Here is an 11,951-nt window from a genome sequence, read left to right on the forward strand (position 1 = left end):
CAGTACTACCAGACGAATGAGTAGCATCAGGCATATGACCATCCGGCAGACCACCGCGGCGGACGCCTCCGACCCGATGCTGGAGGCCGACGTCTTCGCCCGAAACTGCACCTCGCGCCCGGTGCTGCAGAACGTCGCGAGTCGCTGGGGCGTCCTCGCCCTGGTGGCCCTGCGCGAGGGCCCCTACCGCTTCAGCGCCCTGCGGCGCCGAGTGGACGGCGTCAGCGAGCGCATGCTGTCGCAAACCCTGCAGGCCCTCGAACGCGACGGCATGATCCACCGCGAGGTCCAGCAGTCCATCCCACCCCGCGTCGAATACACCCTCACCGACCTCGGCGCCCAGGTAGCCGAACACCTCGAGGCCCTGATCGTGACGCTGGAGACCAACATGGGGAAGGTCTACGAGGCCCAGGCGGCCTACCGCCGGGATTGAGTACAGACAGCAAGACGCCCTCCGGTCCGTAACCGAAGGGCGCCTTCGCCGGTCGTCGTCCCGGCACCGTCGATCAGAAGTTGATCATGTGGCCCGCCAACCCGTGGATGGCCTCCTGCAGGGCCTCGCTCAGGGTCGGGTGGGTGTGGACGTTGCGGGCGAGCTCGTTGACCGTGAGGTCCCACTTCTGGGCCAGGGTCAGTTCCGGGAGCAGTTCGGAGACGTCGGGGCCGATGAGGTGGCCACCGAGCAGTTCGCCGTACTTGTTGTCGGAGATCAGCTTCACGAAACCGGTGGCGTCGCCGAGGCCGTGCGCCTTGCCGTTGGCGGTGAACGGGAAGTTCGCGACCTTCACGTCGTAACCCTCGTCGCGGGCCTGCTGCTCGGTGAGACCGAAGCTCGCGACCTGCGGCTGGCAGAAGGTGGCGCGCGGCATCATCCGGTAGTCGCCCAGCGTCATGGTCTCGGCGCCGCCGATGGTCTCCGCCGCGACCACGCCCTGCGCCTCCGCGACGTGCGCCAACTGCAGCTTGGCGGTGACGTCGCCGATGGCGTAGATATGCGGCACGTTGGTGCGCATGTAGTCGTCGATGGCGATGGCGCCGCGGTCGGTCAGCTGCACGCCGGTGTTCTCCAGGCCGTAACCCTCCACCCGCGGCGCGAAACCGACGGCCTGCAGCACCTTGTCGACGGTGACGGTCTCGACCGCGCCGGATTTGTTGTCCTTGATCGAGACGGTGACCTTGGTGCCGTTGTCCTCGATGGACTGCACCGACGCACCGGTGGTGATGGTGACGCCGAGCTTCTTGTACGCCTTGGTGATCTCCTTGGAGACGTCGGCGTCCTCGTTCGGCAGGGCGCGGTCGAGGAACTCCACGATGCGCACGTCCACGCCGTAGTTCTTCAGGACGTAGGCGAACTCCATACCGATGGCGCCCGCGCCCACGACCAGGATCGAGCCCGGCAGATCGCGGGTGAGGATCTGCTCCTCGTAGGTGACGACGTTCGCGGACAGCGAGGTGCCCGGCAGCAGCTTGGTGACGGTTCCGGTGGCGATGATGGCGTTGTCGAAGGTGATCGACTCCTCGCCGCCCTTGGTGAGCGCGACCGACAGCGAGTTCGGGCCGGTGAACGTCCCCTTGCCGTCGAACTCGTCGATCTTGTTCTTCTTCATCAGGAAGTGGACGCCCTTGACGCGGCCGTCGGCGACCTTGCGGCTGCGGTCGAACGCCGCGCCGAAGTCGAAGCTCGCCTCGCCGGTGATACCGAACGTCTTCGCTTCCTTGGTGAACAGGTGCGCCAGCTCCGCGTTGCGCAGCAGGGCCTTGGACGGGATACAGCCCACGTTCAGGCACACACCGCCCCAGTATTTCTGCTCGACGATCGCTGTTCGCAGGCCGAGTTGAGCGGCGCGGATCGCGGCGACGTAACCGCCGGGACCAGCACCGAGAACGACGACATCGTAGTGGGAAGTCACGCCTGCGAGCCTAACTCCGCTGCCCGCCGCGAGCCCACCCACCTCCGATAAGTTGCGGTAAGTTCATCGACTCGCGCGATCGCCCGGTTTGCCCGGCTCGCTACCGTAGGGGCGTAGTGGCAGTGCGGCGGGAATGGGGAGGGGCAATGACTAGCGCCACACCTGTCGCGCCACCCGCAGGAAATTCCCGCCGAACACCGCCGCCCGATCCGCCTCGGTGAAGCCGCGCCGGGCCAGCACCGCATCCAGTCCGGGCACCTCCGCGGCGCCGAGCAGATCCTCCGGCGGCGTCCACCGCAGCGGGCCCCAGCGGGTGTAGTCCTCGGAGAAATTCTCCGGGGCGGCGGCGATCTCGGCATTGAACTGGTCGCCGTCGAAGGAGAAGTCCGAACCGACGCCGATGTGCTCGATGCCGACCAGCTCCGCACCGTAGGCGAGATGATCGGCCATCGCCTCGATACGGGCGGCGCGCTCGTCGGAACCGTTGCAGCCCAGGAAGTTTCCGACGCCGTTGATGCCGATCACGCCGCCCGTGCGAGCGCACGCGCGGGCTTGGGCGTTGGTGATGTTGCGCGGATGCACCCAGAGCGCCGCGAAATTGGAGTGACTGTAGATCATCGGCGCGGTGGTGACCTCGGCGATATCGAGGCCGGTACGCACCGAGCAGTGCGAGCCGTCGGCGAATACGCCCACCTCGTTGAGCGTGCGAATGAGGTCGCGGCCATAGGCGGTGAGGCCTGTGTCGGCGGTGTCGAGGCACCCGCCCCCGGCGGCATTGGACTGGTTGTAACTGGGCAGCAGCGAGCGCACGCCCAGGTCGTGGAAGAGCTTGACGTTGTCGAGATCACCACCCAGCGGACCGGAATCCTCCAGATCGAATGCCAGGGCGATGGTCCGATCGTCACCGACGGTGTCGTCGACGGACTCGACGAGCCGGAAACGCCCGTCCGCCACCGCATCCCGGCGGAACTGCCGCACCAGGGCGAGCGCGTCCGCCGTCGACTGCGGGGCGTACCCGACATTCACCGACAGGTACGAACCGAGGGGGTAGCGCGCCAGCTCGGCGATGTCCGCGGACGGCAGCAACGGCAGACAGCAGTGCTGTTCCCAGAAAAAGTGCGGCAACCCGGACCTCCTGAGCACGGTGGCAGCGACGCCGCAATCGTAGGGGCAATATCCGCCGGAGATGACCGGAGACGGTGCACCGGCGGGAAACGACGTGGGCAACAATGTCAGGCATGAGTGTCGAGGAGCAGCAGAACGATCCCCACCTGTGGCTGGAGGAAGTCACCTCCGACCGCGCGCTGGACTGGGCCCGCGCGCACAACGAGGTGGTGGTCGACCGTTTCGCCACCTCCGACCGGTTCTCCGAGCTGGAGCATCGCATCCTCGACATGCTCGACACCGATACGCGCATCCCCTACCCGGCGCGCCGCGGTCGCTGGCTGTACAACTTCTGGCGCGACGCCGAGCATCCGAAGGGGCTGTGGCGGCGCACCACCTACGCCGAATACCGCACCGAGAACCCGAGCTGGGAGGTGCTGATCGACCTCGACGAGCTGGCCGCGAACGAGGAGGAGAACTGGGTCTGGGGCGGCGCCGCGGTGCTGCGCCCCGAGCAGTCCCTGGCGCTGATCAGCCTGTCCCGCGGCGGGGCCGACGCCAAGGTGGTCCGCGAATTCGACATGGCGACGAAACAGTTCCGCGCGGAGGCCGACGGCGGCTTCTATCTCCCGGAGGCCAAATCGCAGCTGCGCTGGATCGACGCCGACACCGTCTATGTCGGAACGGATTTCGGCCCCGGATCACTGACCGAGTCGGGCTATCCGCGAATCGCCAAGCGCTGGCGGCGCGGCACGCCCCTGGCGCAGGCGGAGACGGTGTTCGAGGGTGAGCCCGGCGATGTCATGGTGTCGGCCGGTTACGACCGCACTCCCGGTTACGAGCGGCACTATGTGGCGCGGGCGACCGACTTCTTCAACGAATCGGTATATCTGCTGGAAGAGGGCGACACCCTCCGCCATCTCGAGGTGCCGACCGACGCGTCGGAGTCCTGGTACAGGGACTGGCTGCTGGTCCGGCTGAAGTCACCGTGGGAGGTGGGCGGCGCCGCCTATCCGGCGGGCGCCCTGCTCGCCATCGAATTGAACGAATTCCTCGATGGCGCAAGGAATTTCGAGGTTGTTTTCACTCCCGATGCCCACACCTCCCTGCACGGCTACGGCTGGACCGAGAACCACTTGCTGCTCATCACCCTCGAGGACGTGCAGACCAAACTCTACGTGCTCACCCCCGGCGCGGACGGCTGGGCCCGCGAACCGCTGGCCGACGCCCCGCCGATGGCCACCACCAATGTCATGAACCTCGACCCGCTCGAGGGCGGCGACGAATTCATGCTCACCACAAGCGGTTTCACCACCCCTGCCACCCTGCTGTCCGGATCGGTGGGCGGACCGACGGAACCGCTGAAGCAGGAACCCGGATTCTTCGACGCCGACGGCATCGAGACCGAGCAGTTCTTCGCCCGCTCCGACGACGGAACGCCGGTGCCGTACTTCGTGATTCGCCACCGCGACCGGAAGGGCGAGCCGGGGCCGACGGTGATGTCCGGTTACGGCGGCTTCGAGGTGTCGCGTACCCCGGCCTACAGCGGCGCCTCCGGCATGGGCTGGCTCGAGCGTGGCGGCACCTGGGTGATGACCAATATCCGCGGCGGCGGCGAGTACGGCCCCGAATGGCACACCCAGGCGCAGAAGGAGAACCGCTACCGCGTCTACGAGGACTTCTCCTCGATCGCCAGGGACCTGGTGACACGCGGGATCACCACCCCGCAGCAGCTGGGAGCGGTGGGCGGCAGCAACGGCGGCCTGCTCATGGGCGTCATGCTCACCCGCTACCCGGAACTGTTCGGCGCCATCGTCTGCCAGGTTCCGCTGCTGGATATGAAGCGCTATCACCTGCTGCTGGCCGGCGCCTCCTGGGTGGCCGAGTACGGCGACCCGGACGATCCGGAGGAGTGGGAGTACATCAGCAAGTACTCGCCGTATCAGAACACCCGAGCCGACCGGGCCTATCCCCCGATCCTGCTGACCACCTCCACCCGCGACGACCGCGTCCATCCCGGCCATGCCCGGAAGATGGCCGCGCGCCTGGCCGAGGAGGGCCACACCACCTGGTATCACGAGAATATCGAGGGCGGTCACGGCGGCGCGGCCGATAACAAGCAGATGTCGTTCCAGGCCGCGCTGATCTACGAGTTCTTCACCCAGATGCTGATGGAGGACCGGAAAGGCTGAACGCCACAGCGCTTTTCGATCACAGGTCCCGGATCCACCGCTCGATGCGGTCGACGGTGGTCCCGGGATCGGTGATCCAGCCGTTGTGCCCGTGCGGCTCGGGCTGGTGCCAGGTGGTGGTGCGGGCGTCGGGCAGTTTCTCGAGCAGGTGGGCGGCGGAGCTGCGGGGCGTCAGATCGTCGCCTTCCAGCGTGATCGACAGGACCGGCAGCTTCAGGCGGGCGATGCGTTCCTCGTAGTCGATATCGGCGTCGACCGGGACGAACCGGCCCGTGCGCGCCAGCCGCGCCCAGTCGGAGATCAGCACCTTGGACTGCCGCCCGAACCCGCCCGCGGTGATCCGGTCGCCCGGCCAGAAACCGGCCAGGTTGGCGGTCAGCGAGATGGCGGCCGGGCCCAGCAGCATCGCCGAGCGCGCGAGGCCGCCGTAGCCGCGGAAGTAGGGCGTCCCGGATGCGACGAGGATCAGCCCGCCCAGCCGTCCGCGGACGCGTGCCGCGTACATCACGCCGAGTTGCCCGCCCATGCTGTGTCCCAGCAGAATCGGGGTGCTCGCGGGAAAGCGCTCGCGCACCACCTCGAAGATCGCCGGGAAGTCGACCGACACGAGTTCCTGGTAGCCGTACGCGCTGCTGGGGCTCGGCTTGGGGCGGCTGTCGCCGTTGCCGCGCAGTTCCCCGATCGCCACGTCGAAGCCGCGGCCCGCCAGCTCCCGCGCGAAGTCCCCGTAGAAGACGCCCGGCACGCCGAGCCCGGGGATGATCACGATCACCGCGCGCGGCGTGTCCGGGGTGATCGGATGCCGATGCGCGCCGCGGGCGGGCACCAGCCGCACCGGCACCGTGCTCCCGTCGCTCACCTGGATCGGAATCGTCTCCATGCGCGCACGCTACCGCGCGGCGGGCGCGCACCGCCGCATCGCATCCTCGCCGTACGACCGATCACGCGACGGCCGGATCCGGCTCGATCGGATCATCTTCGCCCGGCCGGGGCGATTCACCGCCCGCGCTCTGCTCCAGCAGGTGATCGAGGCCGGTGCGATTCGATACCACCACGAGCTGATTGCCGGCCTCCAGCAGGGTCTCCTGGTCCGGCTGCCACTCCAGTTCGGCGCCGACGATCGGCTGCAGGGCCAGCACCCGGGTGTGCACGGGCAGGCCCGCGGTCCGGATCGGCTTGCCGACCAGCGCCGACCCGGCCTCCACCGGAACCTCGGCGACCATGAGGGTGCCGCCGTTGATCGACAGCGTCGCGATCACGCGACGCTCGGCCATGGCCGCGGCGAAGCCCTCCGCGGCGAGCTGAAAGACGCTGCGCACCAACACCGATCCGCCGAGGCTGCGTTCGACCCGCTGGGCCAGGTCGTCGTCGGACAGGCGCAGCACCACCTGCAGGTCCTCGCGGTGAGACTGATGGTAGGACTGACCGAGCAGCGCGGCCTCGAGATTCACGGCGTCGCTGCTGGTGACCAGCACCAGGGCCCGGGCCCGCGACACCCCGGCCGCCTCCAGCGTGTCCTCCCAGGTGGCCTGGCCTATCACCACCGGCACACCCAGCGTGCGCGCCAACGCGATGCCGCGCGCGTTCTCGTCGTAGTCCAATCCGACCACGCGCACACCGAGATCGCAGAGCTGCTCCAGCACGCGCATGCCGACATTGCCCAGTCCGGCCACCACCACGTGATCGCTGAAATCCGAAGGCTCCGGCCCGATCTGCTCCGACAGTTGAGCGCGCAGCACCCCGCCCACCACCATCGCGGTGACGACCGGAGTCAGGGCGAGACCGATGAATACGACCGCGACCTGCAGCACCTTGAAGATCGGCTCGCGATCGCGCTCCGGCTGCGCCGCACCCGCGGCATCGAGCAGCGTCTCGTATACCGCGTCGCCCCAGGCGTTTCCGAACACCACCATCAGCCCGCAGCCCAGCACGACCAGGGTCAGCATGGCCAGCATGAGCCGAACCAGGTTGTTGCGGACCAGATATCGGAACCGCAGCAGCCATCGTCTGCGCCCGTTCAGCTGGTATGGCGCGCGGCCCGCCAGCGCGAGCGCCCGGGAATCGCTGCGGGTCGACGCCAGCATACGAATATCCCCCGACGGCGATTCCGCCAGCCCGCACACCACGGTGCCGTCCGGAATGCCGGAGGGACCCGTGACATACAGCGTCCGCTCGCCCAGCCGCAGATAGTCCAGGGCCTTCTCACCCAGCGCCGCCGCGATGAACGACGGCGCGGCCATCTCGGAGATCGACAGCACCACGCAATCCGCGAACAGCGTGCGGATGCGAAAACCCAAGCCGGTGTTGAACATTCGAATCACCAGCCGAATGTCCGGGTTGAGTTCGTAAGCCCGCAGCGCGGCGTGGAAGTTCTCCACGTCCGCCTGATCGACGAGCGTCAGCGCCCGCGCCTCGGCGACACCGGCCACCCGCAGCGTCTCCTCGTCCAGCCTTTCCGCGCACAGCACGCGCACCCGCTCCAGCCGCTCCAACTGCGGGACGTAGCCGCCCCGCCGGTTCGGGATCACGACGGTCACCACGCCGTCGGCGAACCGGTCGACCAGTTGCACGGCCAACTGATATACGAGCGGATTATCCCCGCAGACAACAAAACTCGGGGAGTGCTCCCCCACCTCAACGCCTGTCACACTGGAATGCTAGAGCGAATCACAAGCACACGACCAGGTTTGCGAGCGAACACAACTCAGGCGCTGACGGCGCCGATGATCACCCGGCGCAGCACCCGGATCACATCGTCGAGGGGTGCGCGCGGTTCCGCGCCGCTCCAGGCATCGACCACATAGTTGACCGCGCCGATGATCGCCAGCACGCGCATCTCATAATCGCCGGGCGGGATTTCTCCCTGTAGCGCGGCATCTTCTGCCGCACTCGCCAGCAGCGAGCCCCACGCCCGGCGTAATTCCAGCCGGAATTTTTCCACAGTGGGTCCCGCACCGACCACTTCGACCAATGCGACGCGCGCCTTACGCGGATCCCGCCCGATCGATTCGACGTAGGCGCGCACGGCCGCGTCGATGATCTCGACCGCGTTCCGATCGGCCTGCTCGGCCAGCGCCGCGGCCACCGCTTCCCGCGATTGCCGGTCGATCTGTTCGTAGAGCTCGAGTAGCAGCGATTCGCGCCCGGTGAACTCCTCGTAGAACTGTCGTGAGGAGAGTCCGGCATCTTTGCAGATGGCGCCGACCGAACTATTTCCATAGCCGTCGCGCGCGAACACCGTCAGCCCGGACTCCAGAAAACGCGCACGTCGCTGCCGCTGCCGGTCTTCTACGGGCTGCCCGGCGTACATCCTGCCCGCGTTCGTTTCCTGTGACATCGCGCCAGACAATACCTAAGCACCCGATCCGCAAGGTAAGGATCGGCCGCTTCGTTAACTGCGCGAATTCCGATAACGATAGCTGAAAGTTGTCTACCGAACTCGTACGGATTTCGCGACGCGCCCGGCGGTAGATATCCAATTGTCGGCCGGACACAGACCGGAACGGCGAGGGCCCAACCCCCTCATCCGGATCAGGCCCTCGCTGCCACCGCCGGTGAGTCGCACTCCGAAACGGAGTTACCAGCGGTTTGCCTGCCCATCCTGACGATACTCACCGCCGGGCGATTTCGGGATATTTTGAAGGAGGTTTCTAGAAGTATTTCTGGTTACCGGCGCGTTTTCACTTGGAGAACTCCGCGCGCAGCAGAGCGGGCAACTCGGCCACGGAATCGAGGACGTGATTCGGCTTCTCCGGAGCATCGTCGAGCACGGCCCGCCGGAATTTCCCGGTTCGCACCAGCGCCCCGGTCAACCCGGCGCGCTGGGCCGCCAGCACATCCGAGTACAGATCGTCGCCGATCATCAGCAACTGTTCCGGGCGCAGGCTCAACAACTCGGCGCAGGCGTGGAAGCCGGTCGCGGCGGGCTTGCCGATCACCGTGATTCGCGATCGCCCGGCCGCCTCGAGGCCCGGCAGGTACGCCCCGGTGTCGATCCGCAGGCCGTCGTCCGTCGCCCACATCATGCCGCCCTGCATGGCGACCACGGGCACGCCGTCCAGCATCGCCTCGACCACCCGGCTCAACGCCCGATGCGTGAATTCGGTTCCGGCGCCGCCGATGACGATCACGTCCGGATCTTTCGCCTCCAGGGTCAGTCCGCCCAGATCCTCGTCGATATCCCCGTGGTTGAGCACCCAGACACGCGCGTCCGGATGATGGCGGCGCAGATACTCGGCGGTGAGCCGCGCGGCCGTGACGATCTCCGACTGCTCCACCGAAAACCCTGCGGCACCGAGCCTTTCGGCAATCTCCGCGCAGGTGGCCGAGGTGGTGTTGGTGAGGAAGGCCCGGCGCAGCCCGGCCTCGCGCAGCTCGCGCACGGCCGCGGCGGCGCCGGGAAGGGCCCGCCACGAGGTCACCAGCACGCCGTCGATGTCGTACAGCACGCCCTGGATGCCGGACATGACTTCAGCCTACCGGCCAAGATCGTCCCGCAGCGGGCGTCAGGCGCGCGGCGACAACCCAGTTGCGGGGCGACCTTGCTCGCGATCAGCTCGATCGATCTCAGCGTCGCCTCATGCCCGGTGCATGGCCGGATAGACCTGCACGGCGATATCGGTCGACCGGGCCAACGCGGTATCCGCCGACATGCCTCGGCGACATCGTCCGAGTTGCCTATGTACGAATCGCGCAGCGCCTCGGCCACGGTCCGGGCCGGATCGGGCCCAGCGCAGTCACCGAGTTCCGTCGTCACCCGGGGCACCCCACCGCTGCGCGAGGGTTGCCGAGGACGGGTGCCGAAATAGTTAAGGGACTACTTGACTATCAGTCTAGGCGTCATATACTCAAGTAGGTGCTTAACCGATCGGAGCGACTGGACCTCATCTTCCGCGCGCTCGCCGACCCCACCCGTCGGGCCCTGTTAGAGCGGCTGACCAGCGGTCCGGCGGCGGTCAGCACGCTGGCGCAGCCGCTGGACATGTCGCTGGCGGCGGTCGTCCAGCATCTGCAGGTACTGCAGGAGGCCGGACTGGTCCACTCCGAGAAGGTCGGCAGGGTTCGCACCTGCCAGCTGGCACCCGATGCGCTGCGCTCGGCCGAACAGTGGCTGCACGCGCGCCGCACCGGCTGGGAGCACCGGCTCGACGCGCTCGGCGCGGTGCTCGCCGAGAACACCGATGACAAGGAGTAGGTCATGACACAGCATTCCGTCGTCCACGCCACGTTCAACCACGAGCGCGAATACCCCGCCGCCCCGGCCGAGGTCTTCGCCGCCTGGTCCGACCCGCAGATCAAGGCCCGCTGGTTCGCGGGCGGCAATGCCCGGCACGAGCTCGACTTCCGGGTCGGCGGCCGCGAACTCGCCGCAGGCACCCACGACGGCAACGAACTCGTCTTCGAGACCACCTACCACGAGATCGTCCCCGGCGAGCGCATCGCCTACACCTCCACGATGCGCAGCGGCGACACGGTGACGACGGTATCGGTCACCACCGTGGAATTCACTGCGGCACAGTCGGGTACGCGCCTCACCCTCACCGAGCACGGCGCCTATCTCGACGGCCACGAGAAGCCGGAGTGGCGCGAGCACGGCACCGGCGACCAGCTCGACGCCCTGGGCAAGGAACTGACCGCCGGTCGATGAATCTCCTCCGTCGACGCGGATTTCACCGGCACCAGCTCCTGAGGGTCCGCTCGGCATCGGACGCCAGGGCCGGGACGATATCCGCAGCGGGTTCGATCGCGGTCACAAGACCGACACCCTCACCCGCCCAGACGGGGAGCGCAGCAAGATCGTTGCGGGCCGCGAGTTCTCGATATGCGTTCCGGGCGGCCGCGTCGGCACGCAGTTCGTCGTCGCGGTCGCGCCACTCGTCCAGGAAGTCGTTGCGGAGCGTGCGGGCCGGGTAGCGTTCCGGCCAGGGGGACTCACGAGCGATATCCAGGGTGCGGTTGCGTTCCGTATCCTCCCCGTCAGCCTCGAGCAGGGCCTTGCTGACCTCGGCCGATACCTGCGCCTCCGGGCTTGCCTCGAATCTGGTGCCGATCAGCGCACCCGACGCGCCCAATGACAGCGCGGCGGCCAGTCCGCGGCCGTCCGCGATGCCACCGGCCGCTAGCACCGGTATCGCATCGCCCAGGTCGACCACCGCGGGGACGAACGACACCGTGCCCATCGGCTTTCCACCGCTGTGCCCACCGGCATCGCGGCCCTGAGCGACGATGATGTCGGCGCCGACGTCCACCGCTCGGCGCGCCTCGTCCATATCGGTCACTTGGACAATCAGTTTCGCCCCCGCGTCCCGTACGCGATCCGCGAAAGGGGCCGGATCGCCGAAGGACAGCAGAACGGCGCTCGGCTCGAATTCCAGCGCCCAGGCAAGGACATCGGGTGTCACGCCCCACACGAGAAAGCCGATCCCCCAGGGCTTCTCGGTGGTACGGCGGACGAGCGACAACTCGGGCTCGAGCCGCTCCCGGTCGCCCCCGCCACCACCGATCAATCCGAGTCCGCCGCCCTCGGACACGGCCGCCGCCAATGCGCCCCCGGCCACGCCTCCCATAGGAGCCAGCGCGATCGGGTGATCGATCGACATGTACTCGGTGAACGTGGTTCGCAAGGTCATATCACCAGCCTGACAGGACATCCACAGCGCGTCGCGGATAACGATCCGAGATATGGCGAAGGCCCCCAACTGTGTTGGGGGCCTTCGTGAACGATTGTTCCGGCGGTGTCCTACTC

11 protein-coding genes are annotated in these 11,951 nt (G+C 67.6%); 4 read left to right on the forward strand and 7 right to left on the reverse strand.

What is annotated here, in order from left to right:
• Positions 1-34: 34 nt before the first annotated feature.
• A complete protein-coding gene (locus tag ACYVLQ_RS31680; RefSeq protein WP_460701205.1) occupies positions 35-433 on the forward strand; it encodes a winged helix-turn-helix transcriptional regulator in 399 nt (132 codons plus the stop codon).
• Between the two features lie 73 nt (positions 434-506).
• On the opposite strand, the gene lpdA is transcribed toward ACYVLQ_RS31680, so the two are convergent.
• Positions 507-1,910 carry a dihydrolipoyl dehydrogenase gene (gene lpdA / locus ACYVLQ_RS31685; RefSeq protein ID WP_460701206.1) on the reverse strand — a complete coding sequence of 468 codons (1,404 nt, stop codon included), beginning with the start codon at positions 1,908-1,910 and terminating at the stop codon, positions 507-509.
• A 150-nt stretch (positions 1,911-2,060) separates the two neighbouring features.
• On the reverse strand, positions 2,061-3,035 hold the full coding sequence (locus ACYVLQ_RS31690; RefSeq protein ID WP_460701207.1) for a dipeptidase: 975 nt from the start codon (positions 3,033-3,035) through the stop codon (positions 2,061-2,063).
• 104 nt (positions 3,036-3,139) lie between these two features.
• Between ACYVLQ_RS31690 and ACYVLQ_RS31695 the strand changes: the two genes are divergently transcribed.
• Positions 3,140-5,206 (forward strand): prolyl oligopeptidase family serine peptidase, encoded by a 2,067-nt coding sequence (locus ACYVLQ_RS31695; protein ID WP_460701208.1) that lies wholly within the window; start codon positions 3,140-3,142, stop codon positions 5,204-5,206.
• Between the two features lie 19 nt (positions 5,207-5,225).
• Here the strand turns inward: ACYVLQ_RS31695 and ACYVLQ_RS31700 are convergent, their stop codons facing one another.
• From ACYVLQ_RS31700 to ACYVLQ_RS31715, 4 genes are all read right to left on the reverse strand, one after another.
• Entirely contained in the window at positions 5,226-6,086 is an 861-nt protein-coding gene (locus ACYVLQ_RS31700; RefSeq protein WP_460701209.1) for an alpha/beta hydrolase family protein, read from the reverse strand.
• 61 nt (positions 6,087-6,147) lie between these two features.
• Positions 6,148-7,854: an NAD-binding protein gene (locus tag ACYVLQ_RS31705; protein WP_460701210.1), complete on the reverse strand. Its 1,707-nt coding sequence runs from the start codon at positions 7,852-7,854 to the stop codon at positions 6,148-6,150.
• Positions 7,855-7,910: 56 nt separating this feature from the next.
• Complete coding sequence (locus tag ACYVLQ_RS31710) at positions 7,911-8,543, reverse strand: TetR/AcrR family transcriptional regulator (protein WP_460701211.1); 633 nt, start codon at positions 8,541-8,543, stop codon at positions 7,911-7,913.
• Between the two features lie 343 nt (positions 8,544-8,886).
• Entirely contained in the window at positions 8,887-9,672 is a 786-nt protein-coding gene (locus ACYVLQ_RS31715; protein WP_460701212.1) for an HAD-IIA family hydrolase, read from the reverse strand.
• Between the two features lie 389 nt (positions 9,673-10,061).
• On the opposite strand from ACYVLQ_RS31715, the gene ACYVLQ_RS31720 reads away from it, so the two are divergent.
• Both ACYVLQ_RS31720 and ACYVLQ_RS31725 read left to right on the forward strand, forming a co-directional pair.
• Positions 10,062-10,400 carry an ArsR/SmtB family transcription factor gene (locus tag ACYVLQ_RS31720; protein WP_460701213.1) on the forward strand — a complete coding sequence of 113 codons (339 nt, stop codon included), beginning with the start codon at positions 10,062-10,064 and terminating at the stop codon, positions 10,398-10,400.
• 3 nt (positions 10,401-10,403) lie between these two features.
• The gene (locus tag ACYVLQ_RS31725; protein ID WP_460701214.1) at positions 10,404-10,853 is read left to right on the forward strand and encodes an SRPBCC family protein; all 450 of its coding nucleotides are present in this window, start codon (positions 10,404-10,406) and stop codon (positions 10,851-10,853) included.
• 22 nt (positions 10,854-10,875) lie between these two features.
• Here ACYVLQ_RS31725 and ACYVLQ_RS31730 read toward each other — a convergent pair whose 3' ends face one another.
• Positions 10,876-11,835, reverse strand: coding sequence for an NAD(P)H-dependent flavin oxidoreductase (locus ACYVLQ_RS31730; RefSeq protein ID WP_460701215.1), 960 nt, complete (start codon positions 11,833-11,835; stop codon positions 10,876-10,878).
• Positions 11,836-11,951: the final 116 nt, after the last annotated feature.

Source organism: Nocardia thraciensis (genome assembly GCF_054782435.1).

Bases quoted from the DNA above. Each gene is read 5' to 3' on its own strand.
- ACYVLQ_RS31680 (WP_460701205.1), top strand. From the start codon at position 35: ATGACCATCCGGCAGACCACCGCGGCGGACGCCTCCGACCCGATGCTG.
- ACYVLQ_RS31730 (WP_460701215.1), bottom strand. From the start codon at position 11,835: ATGACCTTGCGAACCACGTTCACCGAGTACATGTCGATCGATCACCCG.
- ACYVLQ_RS31710 (WP_460701211.1), bottom strand. From the start codon at position 8,543: ATGTCACAGGAAACGAACGCGGGCAGGATGTACGCCGGGCAGCCCGTA.
- ACYVLQ_RS31695 (WP_460701208.1), top strand. From the start codon at position 3,140: ATGTCAGGCATGAGTGTCGAGGAGCAGCAGAACGATCCCCACCTGTGG.
- ACYVLQ_RS31715 (WP_460701212.1), bottom strand. From the start codon at position 9,672: ATGTCCGGCATCCAGGGCGTGCTGTACGACATCGACGGCGTGCTGGTG.
- ACYVLQ_RS31725 (WP_460701214.1), top strand. From the start codon at position 10,404: ATGACACAGCATTCCGTCGTCCACGCCACGTTCAACCACGAGCGCGAA.
- ACYVLQ_RS31700 (WP_460701209.1), bottom strand. From the start codon at position 6,086: ATGGAGACGATTCCGATCCAGGTGAGCGACGGGAGCACGGTGCCGGTG.